A 19,237-nucleotide genomic window follows, 5' to 3' on the forward strand; every position below is an offset into this window, starting at 1 on the left:
CATGCGAAAAGTACTCATCATAACATATTACTGGCCACCCGCAGGGGGTCCGGGAGTTCAACGATGGTTGAAATTTGTGACATATCTTAGAGAATTTAATATAGAGCCAGTTGTATATATTCCAGAAAACCCCAACTATCCCATTACCGATGAATCTTTTTTAAATGAAGTTCCAGAGGGAATCACTATTTATAGGCAACCTATTTTTGAACCTTATCGTTTAGCCAATATTTTGTCAAAAAAGAAAACAAAGCGCATAAGCTCTGGAATTATAGAAACTCAAGATCAATCTTTTTTGGAAAGAACAATGTTGTGGGTCCGCGGCAATTATTTTATTCCTGATGCACGGAAATACTGGGTTAAACCATCCATAAAGTTTTTGATTAAAGTATTGAAGAAAGAAGTTATTAACACTATAATTACTTCTGGTCCCCCTCATTCTGTGCACCTTATTGGCTTAGGATTAAAAAAGAAGATGAAACTTCAATGGTTGGCAGACTTTCGGGATCCATGGACTTCTATTGGTTATCATAAAAAATTGAAGCTCTCCCGATTTGCACAAAACAAACACAAGGAATTAGAACGGTTGGTGCTTACCAGTGCAGATAAACTAATCGTAACCAGCAAAACAACTAAAAAGGAGTTTGAATCCATTACTAAAAAATCAATTAAAGTAATTACCAATGGGTTTGAACCTGCTGATAACAAAGGGATTCAATTGGATAGTAAGTTTACCATCTCTCATATTGGCTCTTTATTAGGTGGAAGGAACCCAAAGAACCTATGGAAGGTGTTGGCTGGGTTGGTCAATGAAAAAGAAGGTTTTAAGGAGTCGTTACAATTACAATTTGCTGGGGTGGTGAGCAAAGAAACTATGCAGAGTATTTTAGAAGCAGGTCTGGAATCCTATACATCTTATTTAGGGTATGTAGATCATCAAAAAGCTTTGGAACTTCAGCGGGCATCACAGGTGTTATTGTTGGTTGAGATTGATTTAGAAGAAACCAAAGGGATAATTCCTGGAAAATTGTTCGAGTATATGGCGGCAAAACGGCCTATTTTGGGAGTTGGTCCAAAAGGTTGGGAAGTTGCTAAAATGGTAGAAGACACTTATTCTGGTCAAATTTTTAAGCATCAATCAGAATCAGATTTAAAAAGTGTAATTTTAGACTGGTTTTTGCAGTACCAACGACAAAAATTGACTATTTCCTCAACCAATATAAATCAATATAGTAGAAGGGAACTCACAGGGAAACTAGCCGAATATATTACATGGGAATCGTATTAAAACAATCTTTTAGGAACACATTTATTACCTATTTGGGTTTTGGTATCGGGGCCATCAACATTCTATTTCTATATACCAATTTCTTAACGGATGAATATTTTGGACTAGTGGGTGTTCTGTTGTCAACAGCAACCATCCTAATGCCTCTAATGGCATTTGGAGTTCCCAATACCTTGGTGAAATATTTTAGCAGTTTTATAGATACCAAAGATAAAGATGGTTTTCTTACTTTAATGCTGTTATTGCCCCTTGCCATAATTATACCTTGTACGCTACTTACTTATATTGGTTTTGAAATGATTGGGGATTTTTTATCCAAAAAAAACACTATAGTAAAAGGATATGTGTGGTACATTTTTTTAATAGGTCTGGCCATGGCCTATTTTGAAGTCTTTTATGCATGGTCCAAGGTACAGATGAAATCTGTTTTTGGGAATTTTATGAAAGAGGTTTTTGCCCGTATATGTGTCACAGTTTTGTTATGCCTGGTCTATTTTAAGATTATATCCGTTGATGTTTTTTTAATGGCTTTAGTTTGTGTCTATTTATTACGTACCATCATTATGAAGCTTTATGCTTATACTTTAAAATTTCCTAAGCTAAATTTCACTTTTCCCAAAAACACTTCTGAAATTATTAAGTACAGTGCCTTTATTATTTTGGGTGCTTCCGCTTCTGTTATTGTATTGGAGATTGACCGTTTTATGATAAACCAATATATTGCAATTGAAAATGTGGCATATTACAGTGTTGCTATATTCATTGCCACTGTTATTGTTGTTCCTTCTAGGGCAATGCATCAAATCACCTATCCTTTGACAGCAGAACTCATGAACAAGAAGGATGGCATAGGGTTAAAAGAACTCTACCAAAAAAGTTCATTGACCTTGTTTATTGTTTCTGGGCTTCTGTTTGTATTGATTATTTTAAACCTTTCCGATTTATATACCTTAGTTCCCCAAGCCTATAGAGGAGGATTTTTTGTTGTTTTTTTAATTGGTTTAGCAAAAGTGTATGATGCCTTGTTGGGAAACAATAATTCCATTTTGTATAATTCTGACCACTACAAAACAGTACTGTTCTTGGGTGTTTTCTTGGCTATATCGACCATTGTTTTAAATTTATGGCTTATTCCTCAATATGGCCTAAATGGAGCAGCTATGGCCACTTTTTTCGCTATTGTTATTTTTAACACCACTAAATTATTCTATGTACAAAAGAAATTTAAAGCACAACCCTTTACATGGGAAACTATGCAAGTGTTGGGACTTTTGTTACTTATAGGAATCCCAATTTATTTTTTGCAACTTCCTTTCCACGCCCTTATAAACATAGCTTTAAAAAGCATTGTGGTGGTTTTACTTTTTGTTGGGGCATTATATAGATTTAGAATATCCAAAGACATCATTGGAGCATTGGAAAAGATTTTTAAGTTCTAGTTCTGCTTTAAAAAAGGTCTAGGCTATGATTTCTTTATGGCGAGGTTCTGTACCTTTTTAAGGGCTTATATACTTTGGCTAGTATTCACATTAATTCTCTTTTAGCCAAAGCGGTGCACCATCTTCCCACTTATTGTGTGTTAATCTAAATTTCTCCCCATCTGCGAGTCTTATCGCCGTAATTTCACCATACATTTGAGGACTGAAAATATAAGGCTGTATTAATGGCTGTTCATCATTAATTCCAAATTCTTCGGAGGTATAGATCAACCATTCACCATTTGGAGAGAAATGCGGATGCCCCTCTTGTCCCGAATAGGTGGTAAGTTGTTTTGGTTCACTCCATACATTGTTGACCTTTTCAGTTAAATAGATGTCCATGGTTTTTACAGTACCATCTTTATCAATGCCACTCACGTCCGAGCAATAAGCAATTTTATCGCCATCATAAGAGATTACAGGGAAGGTTTCCTTGTCCGGGCTATTGGTAATATTGGTTGTGGTTCCATTTTCTTCAACATATATATCCATATTGCCGGTTCTTCCGCTTCTAAAAACCATTACTTTATTATCTTCAGAATAGTCGGCAAAGCCAGTATTGCTCTCCAAATCGGTAACACGTTCCAATGATTTGTTTTCAAAGTGGTAGCGATAAACACAACCCCTGGCTTCTGGGCTTCTTCTAAAACCTCCTACGGAAAACTGAAGGTACTTACCATCTGGAGTAACTTTGGTGTCTATTATATTAGAAAACTGCGGGTTAAAACCACTATCCGGCCGAAAGTTGAACAAGTGCTCTATTTTATTTGCTGCGTAATCTACTGCATAAAAATCTTTTTCTGTATTAAAAAATGAAGACAACATAAGTCCTGCGTAAAGAATAACCAACGCATAAGGAATGAACATAAATGTATAAAGCTTATACAACGAAGCAATGGGCTTCTGTGACTGTCTTCTTTTAGTATACATGAAATAGGCCAATATGCCCAGTACTAAAAGCACAGTTGCCGTCACAAGTAAAAAAGATTTTACTGTACTAATGGGCATTACCTTGAAGAACAATTGATTGTCGGTAGTTCTTACCAAAAACGCAACAACAACAACAGCCACTAAAGAAAAAATGAGATGCTTCCAAAAGGAAATGGTCTTTCTTTTCTTAACACTCTGGTAGATTCCATAGAGCAACCAAACAATTGCAAGTAATGGTAGCAATAGGACGGGATAGGCAAATGGTGCTATGGCCTCCTGAAAACTATTTGCTTTGGCAACACTATAAACAATCTTTCCATCAGGTGTTGCTGGTGCGGCAAAAGATCGTCTAATGCCATAAAATGAAAGCGTTTTGTTTGGTATATCTTTTATGACTTGAGGGCTGTTTTTAACCAATAAATCGCCAACAAAATCATCCATATTTGTGGGTTCTTGCTTAGGTGTTTCACCACCATGATAAAGCATTATACCAGAATCATGGTAGTCTACGTTCAACATATTCATTTGTTGAACCAAGCTGGAGTCTATTTCCTTTGTTTTTGGGTCCAGTCCAAGAATAGAAAACCCATTAGGCTCTTCTATAAAACTGGTAAATAAAATTTTACCATCAGATTTCATAAGAGGAGATACACAAGAATAAGTATCGGGAGATATTTGCCTGGCGTTCTCACCAGTATTTGACATTTTAAATAGTTTGAATGATTCATTGCCATTGTTATAAAGATAATCGGCAGAATAATAAAGGATTTCTTTATCATCTTTGGACCAAACCGGGCTTCCTTCCCAATCCTTGGAATTTGTAAGTCTATTTGTACTGGACCCATCTGCATTCATCACATATATATCTCCTGTTCGTTGCATTGTAAAAACCAATCTCGGAAGTGGTTTGGTTTCGTGTGCCCGATCACTTGAAAAGGCAATTTTTTTCCCATCATTAGAAAACTTTGGTCTAAAATCCCCGCCTTTATTATTTGTTAGGTTGACCGCCTCTGAAATATCCAAGGTATCCAAAGGTGAAAAAGGTAATTTATAGATATCCGAGTTGCCTTCGTGAGTAGAAACAAAGGCCATCCATTCGCCGTCGGGTGAAAAGTCCATTTGATCTTGCATGGAATTACTTGTTACCAAAAGCCTTGGATTAGAGCCATCTTGAATACTTTTAAGAAACAATTGCGGACGACCATTTCGTTCAGAGGTAAACACTACCCATTTTCCGTCTGGTGAAATTTTGGCATCGTAATCCAAACTTTCGTGTTCCGTGAATTTAGAGAAGCTTTTTCCATCATCTTTAGACAAATAAATGTCCCATCCTTGTGGTCTAAAAGAGGAATAAAATACTTTTTCTTGGGCTTGGGATATACTTCCGAAGATTGTAAAAAATGCAATGAGTATGGTAATTTTTTTCATTGTTTATGATTTGTTGCTAGCGTATGGATATACATTTCATTATATATTATTTCCTTTTTGTAAAGACTTTTTCCCTTGTTTAGTTTCTTATTCATACAAGGTTATTGCCTTCAATAAAACCAGAGTAATGAATAATGTTCTCATATTGGGCCACTTAAGATTATTGAACTTAAGTTCAAAAAATGGGGGAGCAATAATAACTAGGGGGAGATACTTATAAATGTCCAATAAATTAGGGAAACTACAAAATTATTAAAGGAAAAACCCCGTAGGGAACTTAATCCGCTACGGGGTTTTACAACTAACCAACCTAAAAACTATCTTATTGTCTTCTAGAACTTCTAGCGGACATTGTATTGTTACTTCTGGTAGAGGTACTTCGGCTTGTGGCTTGTGTACTTCTGGAACTTCTGCTTGTTGGAGCAGATGCTCGTTGCGGTGTTCTTTGTTTTTGATACACCACCGTTTTTTGTCTCTGTGGTGATACCGTTCTTTGTACTGTTCTCGTCACAGGCTTTCTGTTTGTAGAAGTAGTACTTCTGGTAACTGTTCTACTGCTAGGAGTAGTGGTCACTTTTCTTTTGGTTACGGTTCTAGTTGGTGTAGACCTTTGTGTATTACCTGTGTTTTTGCGCACAGTAGTACTTTGTCTTACCGTTCTGTTACCGTTTGTGTTTCCTCTATCTACAGTAGTTCTGCTCACCGTTCCTCTTTCTGGACTGGTACGTACCACCGTTCTCTTGGTTTTGGTGATATCTCCTCTTTGGGCCACAGTTCTATTGCTTCTTTGCGCATTGGCACGCTTGTAGGTGTTCTCTCTTGCAACCACTCGCTTATCATTTCTGTACACCGTATTTCTATCATTTCTATTCTTATACTTATAAGATTTTCCAATTTTTGCATATGCCCTTCTATTGTTGTGCATATAAGGTCTATAATAAGTATATCTAACTGGGCTATAGTATTGCCTGTAGGGTCTGTTATACACTAGACAAAGGTTTAAGGCCGGTCTAGCAAAGAACCTATGGAAAGGTCTATATACATAACGTCTGTTGTACACATTTATAAATCCTGTGTGGTGGCTATAGAATCCACGGTTGTTATAATAAGCATACATGCCTCCAATTCTATTAACTCTACCTCGTCTGTACCAGACATCCACACTTCCTACTTGGGTCACACGACCAAAAGCATCATAATAGATAGGAACATTCTCTACTTGGATTACAGCTCCGTAATCATCATACTGTACAAATGGGTTATAATCAAAACCAGAGTTAAAAGTGATGTTTGCTCTTCTTGAGCTATAGGACGCTCCAAAACCAACTCGGTTATCTATATAAAAGTCAAATTCTCCATCCGGATATACCGAAAAAGTAATGCCGTTCTCCAAAAAAATGAAGGAGTTGTTGTATCTATAAGCATTGCTTGGTATGGCAACCTTATCTTCTGTTGTTGTGGCCATAGTACTTAAAGTACCAAAAACCAGTGCTGTTAAAAGGTATATAATTTTTTTCATCATATAAGGTTTTAAAATTCCGAATGAAACTATTTTGCATTCGCTTAGTATATTACAAACAGCGTGCCAAAAAATGAAAAAAGATATTAACTCATTGATATTTAATTAGTTATAAATTTTGAATTGAAGAGTGAGAATACTTTCGAGGTAAGTGTAGGACTAGTTGGAAGTGAAATTTTTAGTTTAAAAGGTCTATATTCTTCTCGAATTGACCAGGTGATTTTTTGGATATTACAATTTAGATTGCCTTTCTACCAGAGGGTGATATCTCACTTAATGTTTTTTAGATTTCTCAGTCGCTTTGCTCTTTAGAAATGACCGGATTGCTTTCTCTCATTATGAACAAACATGAGAAATATTATTTTACAATAGGAAAATCACAGGATTCCTGCCCCCATTCAGCCCATGATCCATCATAAAGTGCTTTATTGTTGGCATTCACCAATTGGCATCCCAAAAGAATAATACAGGCCGTCATGCCCGAACCACAGGTGAATATTTGTGGAGAATCATTTAGGTTGAGTTTTTCAATTACTTTTTTAAGCTCCGTTTTTGGAAGAAACTTACCATCTTTTAGCAGTTTGGAATAGGGTAGGTTTATAGAGTTTGGGATATGTCCGCTTTTATACCCTTCTCTGGGTTCAGCAACCTCACCATAAAACCTAGCCTTGGATCTAGCATCCAATACGGTTGCTTCTTTGGATTCTATATTTTTAATTAAATCCTCATTGGTGACCACCAAATCTTTTTGATAGTCCGCTGTGAAATCACCCAAATTATAAAATTTAATTTCTTTTGCTTCCGTTTCATAACCCTTTTCTATCCAGACAGGTAAGCCACCATCCAATACGGCCACATTTTGGAAACCCATTATTTTGAACATCCACCAAGCTCTTGGGCTGGAATATATTCCCAATCCATCATATATAATAACTATGCTATCTTTTTTGATACCCAATTTTCTGCATTCTTGCGTAAAAGTTTCGGGAGAAAGCATTGTTGTGGGCAAAGCACTTTCTTTATCCGAAAAGGAATTTTTTATATCAAAAAAACGTGCATTCTTAATTTGGATTCCTGGATAGACAGTATCAATGTTGGCAATGGTGTTCTTTACTGTGGCATCTAGAATTATTAGTTTGGGATTGTTCAAATTTTCTTGAAGCCATTCAACAGACACTAAAGGTTCCATATTATGTAATTTTTTCCGTTAGATAATGGGCGGTATAAGATTCCTTGCTTTTTATGATTTCCTCAGGTGTTCCCTGTGCAATAAGTTGTCCGCCTTGTTCCCCTCCTTCTTGGCCTAGGTCAATTATATAATCAGCACATTTAATCAATTCTATATTGTGTTCTATGACAATAATAGAATGTCCTTCAGAAATTAAGGCGTCAAAAGATTTTAATAGTTTTTTAATATCATGGAAATGAAGCCCGGTTGTTGGTTCGTCAAAAATGAACAAGGCCTTCTCTTTGGATTTTCCCTTGATCAAAAATGAAGCCAATTTAATCCGTTGGGCCTCACCGCCAGAAAGGGTAGAGGAGGACTGGCCCAATGTTACATAGCCCAAACCAACGTCCTGTAAAGGTTTTAATTTGGTCATTATTTTAGCTTGATCATGGGCCTCAAAAAATGTAACGGCATCATCTATGGTCATGTTTAGAATATCATCTATTGAAGCCTCGCCAAATTTAACCTCTAACACTTCCTTTTTAAACCTTTTGCCATTGCACACATCACATTCCAGATGTACATCTGCCATAAACTGCATTTCTACAGTAATTTCACCTTCTCCTTTACATTTTTCACATCGACCTCCATCTACATTAAAAGAAAAATGTTTGGGTTGGTACCCACGTAGCTTGCTCAGCTTTTGTGAAGAAAATAATGCTCTTATATCGTCGTAAGCCTTTATATAGGTTACTGGGTTGGAACGAGAAGACCTGCCGATGGGGTTTTGATCTACAAACTCAATATGTTGTAGGGTTTCATATTTGCCCTCCACTTTTGTATACTGCCCAGCCTTCTCACCATATCCACCCACTTCCTTTAAAATAATGGGGTAAAGTATTTTTTTGACCAAGGTGCTTTTTCCACTCCCTGATACTCCGGTAATCACAGTTAACATATTCAGAGGAAATGTAACATTGATATTTTTAAGGTTGTTTTCCCTTGCACCAACAACCGTAATTTGGTTGGTTGATGTTCTCCGCTTGGTAGGCACCTTAATTTCTTGTGTCCCATTTAAATAACCTGCTGTTAAGGAAGTGGACAATAAAATTTCATCCAAGGTACCTTGTGCTACTACTTCACCACCATGGGTGCCTGCTTCTGGACCAATATCAATAACGGTATCCGCGGCCTTCATAATATCCTCATCATGTTCTACTACAATCACGGTATTTCCAAGATCACGTAGTGATTTTAACACCTCAATGAGATTTTCGGTATCCTTTGGATGCAGACCAATACTGGGTTCATCCAAAATATACATGGAACCTACCAAACTACTTCCCAATGACGTTGCTAAATTAATACGTTGGCTTTCCCCACCAGAAAGGGTATTGGATTTTCTATTGAGTGTTAAGTAACTTAGCCCTACTTTGCTTAAAAAACCTAATCGGCTATTTATCTCTATTAAAAGCCGGGAAGCAATTTTGGAATCGTGCTCACTTAGGGAAAGTGATTCAAAAAATACCATTAATTTTTTTATGGGAAGTTCTACCAAATCCGAAATAGATTTTTCATCTACCTGTACATAATCTGTTTCTTTTCGTAATCTTCTTCCTTTACATTGGGTACACTTGGTTTTTCCACGATAGCGGGAAAGCATCACCCTATTCTGTATTTTATAACTTTTCTCCTCTAGTTCCTTAAAGAATTTAGAAATTCCAATAAAATGGGCATTTCCGTCCCAAACGATTTGTTTTTGTTCATTCGTAAGCTCAAACCACGGTTTATGAATGGGAAAATCGAATTTATAAGCAGAGTTTACCAATTGCTCCCTGTACCAGCCCATGCTCTCTCCACGCCATGGAAAAATAGCACTTTCATAGACTGATAATGAGGTATTGGGAATTACCAAATCTTCATCGATTCCAATGACATCTCCATACCCTTCACATTTTGGACAAGCACCATATGGATTGTTAAAACTGAACAAATGTGTATTGGGTTCTAGGAACTTCATTCCGTCCAATTCAAATTTGTTACTAAAAGGTTTTTCTTTTTTTGTTTCCAACTCCTCAATAATGCATTCCCCATTTCCTTCAAAAAAGGCAGTGTCTACAGCATTTGCCAATCGGTTAAAGAAATCCTCATCATTTTTAGTGATAATTCTATCCACTACCAAATGAAAATTTCTATCCATTTTGGTAATAGAGTCATCAATCCTAAGAATTTCACCTTTATGTTTTATTCTTGCGTATCCTTGTTTGGATAACATTTGAAGGGATTTTATGGGGTCTCGGTCTTTTTTTATGGTAATTGGAGCCAGCAATAAGAGTTTGGTACCCTCAGGAAAGGTTTTAATGTAGTTCATAACATCCGTTACCGAATGTTTTTTGACTTCTTTTCCAGAAACGGGCGAGATAGTTTTCCCGATACGGGCAAACAATAACTTTAAATAGTCGTAGATTTCTGTAGTAGTACCAACAGTGGAACGAGGATTGGTGGAATTTACTTTTTGTTCAATGGCTATGGCCGGGGCAATACCTTTTATATAGTCTACCTTAGGTTTGTCCAACTTGCCCAAAAATTGGCGGGCATAAGAAGAAAGGCTTTCTACATATCTTCTTTGTCCCTCTGCATAGAGGGTGTCAAAAGCCAAACTAGATTTTCCAGAGCCTGACAAACCAGTAATTACAACCAATTTATTTCTTGGAATCACCACATCAATATTTTTAAGGTTGTGCAGTTTTGCACCCTTAATAATAATGTTCTCTTTAGGATTTACTTCTGCTAATGTAGGCATGGGCTTTGTTAAGGTATCAAAGATACAATATGTCCTTTTTAATTGCTATTAGGAAGTTATTAATGATATTTAATTTGAAAGAAAAGAGGTTTAATTCCCCATATTTTATATTTTTTCTATATTTGGCATGTAATTAATAAACAGAAACGCCTATACCGCACAATTACTTTTTAAAAGTTAACCTATTATAATTTAAATCTCTCCGTGAGGAGAGGCCCCTAAGTTTAACCCAAAAAAGTAATTCCATGGAACTCCAATTAGACGACTCTGTTTTAGTCAAAAATTACATTCAAGGAGACGAAAAATCCTTAGAAATCCTCATAAACAGGCACAATCAAAGAATTAGCAGCTTTATATATTCCAAAGTATTAAACCAAAGCATCACCGAAGATATTTTTCAGGATACCTTTATTAAGGTCATACGTACCTTAAGAAAAGGCAGTTATAGCGAAGAAGGTAAGTTTTTACCATGGGTATTGCGTATAGCCCATAACCTTGTTATAGACCACTTTAGAAAGAATAGAAGATTGCCCAAGTTTGAATGTAACGAGAACTTCAACATTTTTTCTGTTATTGGCGATGGAAAGTTAAATGCGGAAAAGCAATTGATAAAAGATCAAATAGACTTTGATATACAACTTCTAATAGAACAATTGCCCGATGACCAGAAAGAAGTCATCTCTATGCGTATGTACAAGGATATGAGTTTTAAGGAAATATCCGAAAATACAGGGGTTAGCATAAATACAGCCTTGGGCAGAATGAGGTACGCACTTATTAATCTTAGAAAGTTAATTGAGACCCATAACATTGTTTTAACGAATTATTAGGTAGTAGGTCGAACTATCTAAATACCTCCATATTGGCTGCGTTATCTTAAAACAACTAAGCAAAATAATATGGAAGAAATTTACGCTAAGAAGAATGAAACATGTGAATTGATTAAAGCTCAACCAGAAACTGTACAGTTTTTATTGAATTATTCCAAGTCAATGCACATTGTTGATTATGATGGTTTAAAGTTTGAAAACAATAAGAATTAGAGATACAAACTTTCCCCCAACGTAATATTGGGCACTAAATTGCCTTTTTTTTACAAAATAGAAAAGAGAAGAAGCCACATCAAAAGATGTGGCTTTTTTTGTAAAGAAATATAAAACGATGGTTTGACATCAAAAAATCGGTGTTTGACAACATACTTTTTCTAGGACCTCCCTATTTCTATACTTTTAAATTGTAATTGAAACTCAGCCATATAACCTATCAATTACGTATTAACTATTAACGTTAAAACAAAAAATCATCCTTTAAAAAGGGGCTCATCTAAAAAAACCTAAGTAACATGGAAGTTAAAATAGAAGATTCAGTATTAGTAAGAGAATATATTAGCGGAGACGAAAAAGCTTTGTCAATTCTTATTAATAGACATAACCAAAGAATAAGTAGCTTTATATATTCTAAGGTTTTGGACCGTGATATTACGGAAGATATTTTCCAAGATACTTTCATTAAAGTGATCAACACTCTTAAAAAAGGTTCTTATAGCGAAGAAGGTAAATTTTTACCTTGGGTTATGAGAATTGCCCATAACTTAATCATAGATCATTTTAGAAAGAACAAAAGAATGCCAATGTTTGAAGGTAGTGATGATTTTAATATTTTTTCTGTTATAGGCGATGATAAATTAAATGCTGAAAAGCAGATTATTAAAAATCAAATTGATTCTGACCTACGTGAGTTGGTAGATGAATTACCAGAAGACCAAAGAGAAGTCCTTTTAATGCGTATCTATAAAGATATGAGTTTTAAGGAAATATCCGAAAACACTGGGGTTAGCATAAATACTGCTTTGGGAAGGATGAGATATGCGCTTATCAACCTTAGAAAAATAATCGATAAGCACAATATTGTTCTTACCAACTAAGAATAGCTTAAATTCTCTTAAAGCAATAATTCCATTTTAGTAGCGTTATTTAATCATAACAATACTATTTTATGGAAAAAATTTACTCAGAACAACAAAATGCATGCAGACTGGCAAAAGTTTGCCCGGAAACTGTAAAATTTCTTTTGAATTATTCCAGGTCATTATATATAACTAAATATGACTATATAAGTTTTGAAGGAAATTTAAACTAAAACAAAAAAGTTCTCATTGAGAGCTTTTTTTGTTTTTGTAATAATCATCCAACACTGTCTTTCTTCCTATTGTTTTGGTAATGATGTCTTTATCAAGATTCCAGCCCCTCGCAGGTGAGTATTCACGTCCGTACCAAATAATCTGTAAATGTAAATCGTTCCATAGTTCTTTAGCGAACAATCTTTTTGCATCCTTTTCTGTCTGAACTACGTTTTTACCGTTACTAAATCCCCATCTGTACATTAATCTGTGAATGTGTGTATCTACGGGAAAAGCTGGAATACCAAAAGCTTGGGAAACTACAACACTTGCCGTTTTATGACCTACAGCCGGGAATTCTTCCAACAATGCAATATCTGAAGGGACAACTCCATTATATTTTTCAATCAATATTTTTGATAGACCATGGATTCCTTTTGATTTCATTGGGGAAAGCCCAACGGGTTTAATTATTTCCCTGATTTCTTCCACAGATAATTTTACCATATCATAGGGATTGTCAGCTTTCGCGAACAACAAAGGTGTAATTTGATTAACTCTTACATCTGTACTTTGTGCAGAAAGAAGTACTGCAATAAGAAGAGTATATGGATCTTTGTGGTCCAAGGGAATGGGTATTGTAGGATATATTTTTTGTAGGGTCCGTATTGCAAAATCAACTTTTTCTGCCTTCGTCATTAATGTGTATTTTTGCTCAATGAGTGAACTCAAATTTAACTATAATATATAAATGGACACATTAAAAGTAGGGGATAAGGTTTCAGATTTTTCGGTTAAGGACCAAGATGGAAACACTATAGCATTATCAGACTATAAAGGTAAAAAATTGGTGGTTTTTTTCTACCCCAAAGCAAATACACCAGGTTGTACAGTTGAGGCATGTAATCTTAGGGATAATTACAAGGAATTGCAAAATGCTGGTTATGAATTAGTTGGTGTTAGTGCTGATACAGAGAAAAAGCAATTTAATTTTAAGAAAAAGTTTGACTTCCCATTTCCCTTGTTGGCCGATGTTGACCATACTGTCTTAAACATTTTTGGTGTTTGGGGTTTAAAAAAGTTTATGGGAAGAGAATTTGATGGTATTCATAGAAAAACTTTTGTCTTGGATGAAGAAGGTGTTATAACCAAGGTTATTGACAAAGTAAAAACAAGTAACCACGCACAGCAGATATTGGAATAAAAAAATGTCCCTTTTATATGAGGGACATTTTTTTACTAGAATTCTAACAAGAGGTTTATTTTTCTTGCACCACTACTTTTTTCTGGAACAGGCCTTCTTTTTTTATGATTTCGGCAATACCTTCTGGTAGCATGTCTTCCCAACCACCTTCGCCATTAACAATTTTCTTTAGGACATCGCGAGAGAAAATATCCATAATTTCTGGATCATAATCTATGATATCCATTACTTTACTATTGTATTTAAAGAATTTGTACAATTCTTTCATCCTAGGATGTACTTGTATATTGTTACTGGTCATAATCTGACCCGTTTCGGCATTTTTCATAGGATATAGATACACCCTTAAATCCTTGAAGAACAATTTTCCAAAGGCTTCCAAAATACCACCACTTAAATGGCTGTAATACTGTTCGTCAAAAATATCAATTAGATTATTGACGCCCATTGTCAATCCAATTCTATTTTTGGTATAGTTGTTAAAATATTCTACAAGCCTATAATATTCCTGGAATTTGGATATCATTACCGTATGCCCCAAGGAACACAGGAGTTTGGCCCTATCCATAAAATCTTGTTCATCAATCTTACCCGAAGCCTTTAAATTGGCCAGTGTAATTTCAAAAACAACAATGGTGTTCTTTTCCACAACGGTCTGTTCCCTTATGAAAATATCATATGATTTTTCCAACATATCCATGTTCACCTTGGTCACAGGTCTAAAACTACCTCGGAGGGCAAGAATGTTCTTCTTGTACAGCACTGATGCTGGCAATAAATTGTTCCCATCTGGACCAAACATAACAGCATCGGTCATATCATTTTTAATAAGCTGAAGACTTATTAACCTATTGTCCACATCTTTAAAATTTGGACCAGAGAAATTTACCATATCAATTTCTACAGTGTCCTTGTCGATATGGTCGTATAAATATTTTATTAATTTTCTTGGTTTGTCAAACTTGTAAAAAGCACCATAAATAAGGTTAACTCCCATTATACCCAGAGTTTCCTGTTGAAGTCTAGCTTCGTTCTGCTTAAAACGAACGTGCATTATAATTTCATCAAACTCCTTTTGGCTTTGATCTAATTGAAAACGGATACCTACCCAACCATGGCCTTTGTATCTTTTGGAGAAATCTATGGTTGCCACCGTGTTGGCATATGAGAAGAAAAGCCTGTCCGGTTGGTTCTCTCTACTAATTCGCTCTTCCATTAAATTCATTTCATGGGAAAGCATAGTTTTTAATCTCGCTTGGGAAACATATCTACCATCTTTTTCGACTCCATAGATAGCATCGCTAAAGTCCTTATCATAAGCGCTCATTGCCTTGGCAATGGTACCCGAAGCCCCTCCTGACCTAAAGAAATGCCTTGCAGTTTCCTGTCCAGCACCAATTTCTGCAAAAGTTCCATAAATATTTGGATTTAAATTTATTCTGAGAGTTTTTGCCTTGATTGACGGGACATTCTCAAATCCAACATCCTTTTTTAAAACTGAAGCCATTCCATAGATTTTCTTAGAAAACAAAGTTAATAAGATCGACCATTCTTTTAAATAAATTAGTTATAAATTTGGATAAAATGGAAATTGGCTTGAAAATCACTTTTTTGGGTACAGGTACATCACAGGGAATTCCGGTGATTGGAAGCAAGCACCCAGTATGTTTAAGTAAAAATCCAAAGGATAAAAGGCTTCGGGTTTCTGTTATGGTTTCATGGGAAAATAATAACTATGTTATTGATTGTGGACCCGATTTTAGGCAACAAATGCTTACCCATAAAGTAGATAAACTAGATGGTATTCTTTTTACCCATGAACATGCCGACCATACTGCAGGCATAGATGATATTCGCCCTTTTTTCTTTAGACAGGGAGATATTCCTATTTATGCGCATAAAAGGGTTGTTGACTCTTTAAAACACCGATTTGATTATATTTTTGCTGGTGAAAATAGATACCCTGGAGCACCGGGGGTACAGGTAAATTTCGTGAAGAACAATCATTCCTTTAATGTTGGTGGACTAGAAGTAGTTCCCATTGAGGCCTATCATAACCGATTACAGGTATTTGGATATAGAATAAAGGATTTTGCGTATTTCACAGATTTAAAAACTATTTCGGATACAGAAATTGAAAAGACCAAAGGTGTTAAGGTATTGGTAGTGAATGCACTAAGGGAAGAGCCTCATCATTCTCATTTTAATTTGGAAGAAGCACTGGAGTTTGCCGAAAAGATACAGCCGGAGAAAACGTATTTAACCCATATAAGCCATATGCTGGGATTTCATAATGAAGTTGAAAAGAAACTGCCAGACAATGTACATTTGGCGTATGATAATTTAATAGTAAACCTATAATTTAATGAAAAGTAAAATATTTTTATACCTCTTTATTTTTGCAGCTATGATTGCATTATACCAGTTTGTTAGTGCAAATAATATGATAAAGGATAAGGACAAAACTATTGAGAGCTTACAAACTAATGTTGCCAATTTAAAAGACTCTTTACAAGCGTCACAACTTAAGGCATTGGATTTACAATACTTCTCTTTAGAAAACAATGATGATGCTTTAGCATATTACGATCATTTGAACCTTAAAGATCCGTCGCTGTATGTATCTGATAAATTATTGGAAACCAATGAGAAAAAAGGGGACAACCCGTTGATTCCTTATGAAGGAATGGAAAGTGATTTTAAAATCAACAAAATTAAGTTGTTGAACCACAAATGGATTGTTGCCGATTTTTCTGATGGTAAGTATTGGGGGGAGCTTCTTTTACATTATGAATTAAAGGATGATCTAGGTGTGGATTTTACTGTAATCGACCATTTATTGTACACCAGGAGCAATTAAGGGTTCTTTAATAAATTGTCCAAGTTTTCATCTGGCGTTTTTATATAAGATCTAGATTTCCTTTTCTCCATTATATTAAGTTGGGAATCTTTGAAATTAGACTTTTCATCGGTATATAATACTCGCCATATTTTTCCTTGTCTGGATTCTGATATATATAGAGAGCCATCCGGCCCTTCCGCCAGTCCCATGGGTCTATATTTGGCATCTTTCATATCAACAATTGTATCAACGCCCGCGAAACCATCTGCAAAAACTTCCCATTTGCCGGTTGGCTTGCCATTTTTAAAGGGAACAAAGGCAACAACATATCCAGCTTGTGGATAAGGACTTCTATTGGTTGACCCATGGAATGCAATAAATGCTCCTTCTTTATATCTTTCGGGAAACATACTGCCTTTATAAAACAACATGTCGTTTGGTGCCCAATGTGCTGGCAATCCCATTAGGGGGTCGGTATATCCTGTGGTTGTTTGGATACCATCACCACCATATTCAGGAGCCAATACTCTTTTGTTTTTAAAATGGTCAAAATAACTATAGGGCCAACCATAATTATCCCCTTTTTTAATTAACATAAATTCTTCAGCGGGTAAAACTGCATTTTGCCATTGACTAAAATGCTTCGGATCATGGTTGTGCAAATAGTCCCTTCCGTGGTTTACGGCATATAGGTTATTGTCCTCATCGTTCCATGAAATTGCCACAATACTTCTTAGCCCTGTTGCAAAAATTTCACCATCGGATTGAAATTGTCCCAATTTGTTCTCATCAAACCTCCAAATGCTACCCAAAACATCTAATCCAGGACATGGATACATTCCTTTGGCGGTTTCTCCTCTATGGTTTGGATCTTCACAAGCATTGGTTGGGGCACTAAATGTAACAAACATACCTCCTTTATTGTCAAAGGCCAATGATTTGGCATTGTGCCACCGTATTGGGAATTGATCTGTTAATATGGTTTCGGGTGTACCATCGGGAATAAGTTTGCCAGGGGTTAACTTTTGTCTATAAACCACTAATTCTGAACTATAATACAAATAGCCATTATGAATTCGCATTTCTGTTGCAAAGGCACCATCATTTGGATATTCCCCAAAACGTTCCACAACATCTGCTTTGCCATCATTATTTGTATCCCTTAGGGCAACATTACCTTTATCGCCTGTAGTTATTCGTAGCTTAACATAAATGTCATTATTATCATTGACGGCAATGTGTCTAGATGGCCCAACACTATCTATAACAATGAGAGCTCCAAATCCATCTGGCAAAAACAGCTCACCATTGTCAGAATCAGGTTTTGGATGGAGTGATAGAGTAGAATCAGTCGCCATTTTTTCTTTGGGCAACTCCTTACTGTTTTCTAAAACATCGTCCCCCTCTGTTTTTTTATTGTCCTTGCAACCTATCACAAAAAGTAAGAACAATGTTAATACTAATGAACTAAATCTTGTCATTCAACCATTTTCTAAATGAGTAAAAATTTTGTGGAGATACCCCATGCCCGATTGGAAATTCTTCATAGATATGGGAAACCCCTAATACATCCAGCAACAATGGAGCTTTTTGTGCCCATTCCAGAGGAATTACTTGGTCTACCGTTCCATGTGAGGCATAAATATTAAGTTGAGAATGGTCTTTGTTTTTGTAACCATCCACAAGAATATTTTCATTGATATACCCACTTAAGGCTATTATGTTTTTAACTTTTTCAGGGAAAGACAATCCTATGGAGTAGCTTAAAATTGTGCCCTGGCTAAAACCCAACAAGGTTATATTATTTACATCTAAATGGTATGTTGTACAGGCTTCATCTACGAATGTCAAAATCTTACCCCTCGACTCAATTGCTTGTTCTTCATCACTCCATTTTCCATTTTCCGCGTCAAAATTAATGGCATACCAGGCATATCCATAGGGTTGTAAGGTATATGGGGCTCGTATAGAAATAATACATAGCTCCTCTGGCAATTCATTGGCAAATGAAAAAAGGTCGTCCTCATTACTGCCATAACCGTGCAACATAAACAGTACTGGTGGTTTTCCGGTTTTTAGTTTGGAAGGGCGGATAATATGTTCTAAAGATAGGGGAGCTGTAGTCATATTGTTTTACTGAATAAAGGTGAACCATTTTTGAAAGTAGGGTCCCAATACAGGCACTTCTTGTTCTTTACCGCTCAATGCTCCTACAAAACCATAAATCCATAAAACAATATAGAATATATATAGCCCGTACCAAGCATATTGATTAAACCACTGACTTAAAAACAAGGAACATCCAAGAAATATGATATGCAGCCCAAACGCTTGTCTTGTATGAAACCTTGCAAACTTATATTTGGGTTCTGAGTTCATACTAATTGCTATTACTGCCCCAACGATGGTTAGGTAAGCAACAACGGCACTGGTTTTTCCTTTTACTTCTTCTTCCATT

The 19,237-nt window shown here is 35.8% G+C and carries 17 protein-coding genes; 8 read left to right on the forward strand and 9 right to left on the reverse strand.

The features are described 5' to 3' along the window. Nucleotide 1 precedes the first annotated feature (1 nt). Both GGR42_RS00755 and GGR42_RS00760 read left to right on the forward strand, forming a co-directional pair. Complete coding sequence (locus tag GGR42_RS00755; protein ID WP_167959866.1) at nucleotides 2-1,288, forward strand: glycosyltransferase family 4 protein; 1,287 nt, start codon at nucleotides 2-4, stop codon at nucleotides 1,286-1,288. Further along, nucleotides 1,273-2,727 (forward strand): oligosaccharide flippase family protein, encoded by a 1,455-nt coding sequence (locus GGR42_RS00760; protein WP_167959868.1) that lies wholly within the window; start codon nucleotides 1,273-1,275, stop codon nucleotides 2,725-2,727. Before GGR42_RS00755 ends, GGR42_RS00760 begins: the two co-directional genes overlap by 16 nt. A gap of 90 nt (nucleotides 2,728-2,817) precedes the next feature. Here the strand turns inward: GGR42_RS00760 and GGR42_RS00765 are convergent, their stop codons facing one another. The 4 genes from GGR42_RS00765 to uvrA all read right to left on the reverse strand — a co-directional run bounded on the left by GGR42_RS00765 (nucleotide 2,818) and on the right by uvrA (nucleotide 10,614). Next, nucleotides 2,818-5,124 carry a TolB family protein gene (locus GGR42_RS00765; protein ID WP_167959870.1) on the reverse strand — a complete coding sequence of 769 codons (2,307 nt, stop codon included), beginning with the start codon at nucleotides 5,122-5,124 and terminating at the stop codon, nucleotides 2,818-2,820. A gap of 322 nt (nucleotides 5,125-5,446) precedes the next feature. Further along, on the reverse strand, nucleotides 5,447-6,643 hold the full coding sequence (locus tag GGR42_RS00770; protein WP_167959872.1) for a hypothetical protein: 1,197 nt from the start codon (nucleotides 6,641-6,643) through the stop codon (nucleotides 5,447-5,449). A 358-nt stretch (nucleotides 6,644-7,001) separates the two neighbouring features. After that, nucleotides 7,002-7,832 carry a sulfurtransferase gene (locus GGR42_RS00775; protein ID WP_167959874.1) on the reverse strand — a complete coding sequence of 277 codons (831 nt, stop codon included), beginning with the start codon at nucleotides 7,830-7,832 and terminating at the stop codon, nucleotides 7,002-7,004. A gap of 1 nt (nucleotide 7,833) precedes the next feature. Next, on the reverse strand, nucleotides 7,834-10,614 hold the full coding sequence (uvrA, locus tag GGR42_RS00780) for an excinuclease ABC subunit UvrA (protein WP_167959876.1): 2,781 nt from the start codon (nucleotides 10,612-10,614) through the stop codon (nucleotides 7,834-7,836). Nucleotides 10,615-10,859: 245 nt separating this feature from the next. Here uvrA and GGR42_RS00785 point away from each other — a divergent pair, with 245 nt between their 5' ends. The 3 genes from GGR42_RS00785 (at nucleotide 10,860) to GGR42_RS00795 (ending at nucleotide 12,538) form a co-directional block, all read left to right on the forward strand. After that, nucleotides 10,860-11,444, forward strand: a complete 585-nt coding sequence (locus GGR42_RS00785; protein WP_167959878.1) for an RNA polymerase sigma factor — start codon at nucleotides 10,860-10,862, stop codon at nucleotides 11,442-11,444. 69 nt (nucleotides 11,445-11,513) lie between these two features. Then, nucleotides 11,514-11,657, forward strand: a complete 144-nt coding sequence (locus tag GGR42_RS00790) for a hypothetical protein (protein ID WP_167959880.1) — start codon at nucleotides 11,514-11,516, stop codon at nucleotides 11,655-11,657. 299 nt (nucleotides 11,658-11,956) lie between these two features. Continuing rightward, the gene (locus GGR42_RS00795) at nucleotides 11,957-12,538 is read left to right on the forward strand and encodes an RNA polymerase sigma factor (RefSeq protein ID WP_167959882.1); all 582 of its coding nucleotides are present in this window, start codon (nucleotides 11,957-11,959) and stop codon (nucleotides 12,536-12,538) included. Nucleotides 12,539-12,766: 228 nt separating this feature from the next. On the opposite strand, the gene GGR42_RS00800 is transcribed toward GGR42_RS00795, so the two are convergent. Further along, nucleotides 12,767-13,432 (reverse strand): endonuclease III domain-containing protein, encoded by a 666-nt coding sequence (locus tag GGR42_RS00800; protein WP_167959884.1) that lies wholly within the window; start codon nucleotides 13,430-13,432, stop codon nucleotides 12,767-12,769. A gap of 52 nt (nucleotides 13,433-13,484) precedes the next feature. Between GGR42_RS00800 and bcp the strand changes: the two genes are divergently transcribed. Beyond that, nucleotides 13,485-13,937, forward strand: coding sequence for a thioredoxin-dependent thiol peroxidase (gene bcp, locus GGR42_RS00805; protein WP_167959886.1), 453 nt, complete (start codon nucleotides 13,485-13,487; stop codon nucleotides 13,935-13,937). Nucleotides 13,938-13,992: 55 nt separating this feature from the next. Here the strand turns inward: bcp and GGR42_RS00810 are convergent, their stop codons facing one another. Continuing rightward, nucleotides 13,993-15,444 (reverse strand): TonB-dependent receptor, encoded by a 1,452-nt coding sequence (locus tag GGR42_RS00810; protein WP_167959888.1) that lies wholly within the window; start codon nucleotides 15,442-15,444, stop codon nucleotides 13,993-13,995. A gap of 89 nt (nucleotides 15,445-15,533) precedes the next feature. On the opposite strand from GGR42_RS00810, the gene GGR42_RS00815 reads away from it, so the two are divergent. Both GGR42_RS00815 and GGR42_RS00820 read left to right on the forward strand, forming a co-directional pair. Continuing rightward, nucleotides 15,534-16,298, forward strand: coding sequence for an MBL fold metallo-hydrolase (locus GGR42_RS00815; protein WP_167964273.1), 765 nt, complete (start codon nucleotides 15,534-15,536; stop codon nucleotides 16,296-16,298). Nucleotides 16,299-16,302: 4 nt separating this feature from the next. Then, nucleotides 16,303-16,797, forward strand: a complete 495-nt coding sequence (locus tag GGR42_RS00820) for a hydrolase (protein WP_167959890.1) — start codon at nucleotides 16,303-16,305, stop codon at nucleotides 16,795-16,797. Here the strand turns inward: GGR42_RS00820 and GGR42_RS00825 are convergent. From GGR42_RS00825 to GGR42_RS00835, 3 genes are read right to left on the reverse strand one after another with little or no spacing between them, the layout of a single operon-like run. Beyond that, nucleotides 16,794-18,260: a PQQ-dependent sugar dehydrogenase gene (locus tag GGR42_RS00825; protein WP_245201366.1), complete on the reverse strand. Its 1,467-nt coding sequence runs from the start codon at nucleotides 18,258-18,260 to the stop codon at nucleotides 16,794-16,796. The genes GGR42_RS00820 and GGR42_RS00825 overlap by 4 nt on opposite strands. Then, nucleotides 18,247-18,906 carry an alpha/beta hydrolase gene (locus GGR42_RS00830; RefSeq protein ID WP_167959892.1) on the reverse strand — a complete coding sequence of 220 codons (660 nt, stop codon included), beginning with the start codon at nucleotides 18,904-18,906 and terminating at the stop codon, nucleotides 18,247-18,249. Before GGR42_RS00830 ends, GGR42_RS00825 begins: the two co-directional genes overlap by 14 nt. A gap of 6 nt (nucleotides 18,907-18,912) precedes the next feature. Then, nucleotides 18,913-19,236 carry a hypothetical protein gene (locus GGR42_RS00835; RefSeq protein WP_167959894.1) on the reverse strand — a complete coding sequence of 108 codons (324 nt, stop codon included), beginning with the start codon at nucleotides 19,234-19,236 and terminating at the stop codon, nucleotides 18,913-18,915. Nucleotide 19,237 lies beyond the last annotated feature (1 nt).

The sequence above is a fragment of the Saonia flava genome, from assembly GCF_011927795.1.
GTDB classification, from domain to species: Bacteria; Bacteroidota; Bacteroidia; order Flavobacteriales; family Flavobacteriaceae; genus Saonia; species Saonia flava.

Excerpts from the sequence above, each read along its gene's own strand:
- GGR42_RS00790 (WP_167959880.1), top strand. The coding sequence starts at position 11,514 with ATGGAAGAAATTTACGCTAAGAAGAATGAAACATGTGAATTGATTAAA.
- GGR42_RS00775 (WP_167959874.1), bottom strand. The coding sequence starts at position 7,832 with ATGGAACCTTTAGTGTCTGTTGAATGGCTTCAAGAAAATTTGAACAAT.
- GGR42_RS00800 (WP_167959884.1), bottom strand. The coding sequence starts at position 13,432 with ATGACGAAGGCAGAAAAAGTTGATTTTGCAATACGGACCCTACAAAAA.
- GGR42_RS00820 (WP_167959890.1), top strand. The coding sequence starts at position 16,303 with ATGAAAAGTAAAATATTTTTATACCTCTTTATTTTTGCAGCTATGATT.
- uvrA (WP_167959876.1), bottom strand. The coding sequence starts at position 10,614 with ATGCCTACATTAGCAGAAGTAAATCCTAAAGAGAACATTATTATTAAG.
- bcp (WP_167959886.1), top strand. The coding sequence starts at position 13,485 with ATGGACACATTAAAAGTAGGGGATAAGGTTTCAGATTTTTCGGTTAAG.
- GGR42_RS00765 (WP_167959870.1), bottom strand. The coding sequence starts at position 5,124 with ATGAAAAAAATTACCATACTCATTGCATTTTTTACAATCTTCGGAAGT.
- GGR42_RS00755 (WP_167959866.1), top strand. The coding sequence starts at position 2 with ATGCGAAAAGTACTCATCATAACATATTACTGGCCACCCGCAGGGGGT.
- GGR42_RS00760 (WP_167959868.1), top strand. The coding sequence starts at position 1,273 with ATGGGAATCGTATTAAAACAATCTTTTAGGAACACATTTATTACCTAT.
- GGR42_RS00795 (WP_167959882.1), top strand. The coding sequence starts at position 11,957 with ATGGAAGTTAAAATAGAAGATTCAGTATTAGTAAGAGAATATATTAGC.
- GGR42_RS00785 (WP_167959878.1), top strand. The coding sequence starts at position 10,860 with ATGGAACTCCAATTAGACGACTCTGTTTTAGTCAAAAATTACATTCAA.
- GGR42_RS00810 (WP_167959888.1), bottom strand. The coding sequence starts at position 15,444 with ATGGCTTCAGTTTTAAAAAAGGATGTTGGATTTGAGAATGTCCCGTCA.
- GGR42_RS00830 (WP_167959892.1), bottom strand. The coding sequence starts at position 18,906 with ATGACTACAGCTCCCCTATCTTTAGAACATATTATCCGCCCTTCCAAA.
- GGR42_RS00825 (WP_245201366.1), bottom strand. The coding sequence starts at position 18,260 with ATGACAAGATTTAGTTCATTAGTATTAACATTGTTCTTACTTTTTGTG.
- GGR42_RS00835 (WP_167959894.1), bottom strand. The coding sequence starts at position 19,236 with ATGGAAGAAGAAGTAAAAGGAAAAACCAGTGCCGTTGTTGCTTACCTA.
- GGR42_RS00770 (WP_167959872.1), bottom strand. The coding sequence starts at position 6,643 with ATGAAAAAAATTATATACCTTTTAACAGCACTGGTTTTTGGTACTTTA.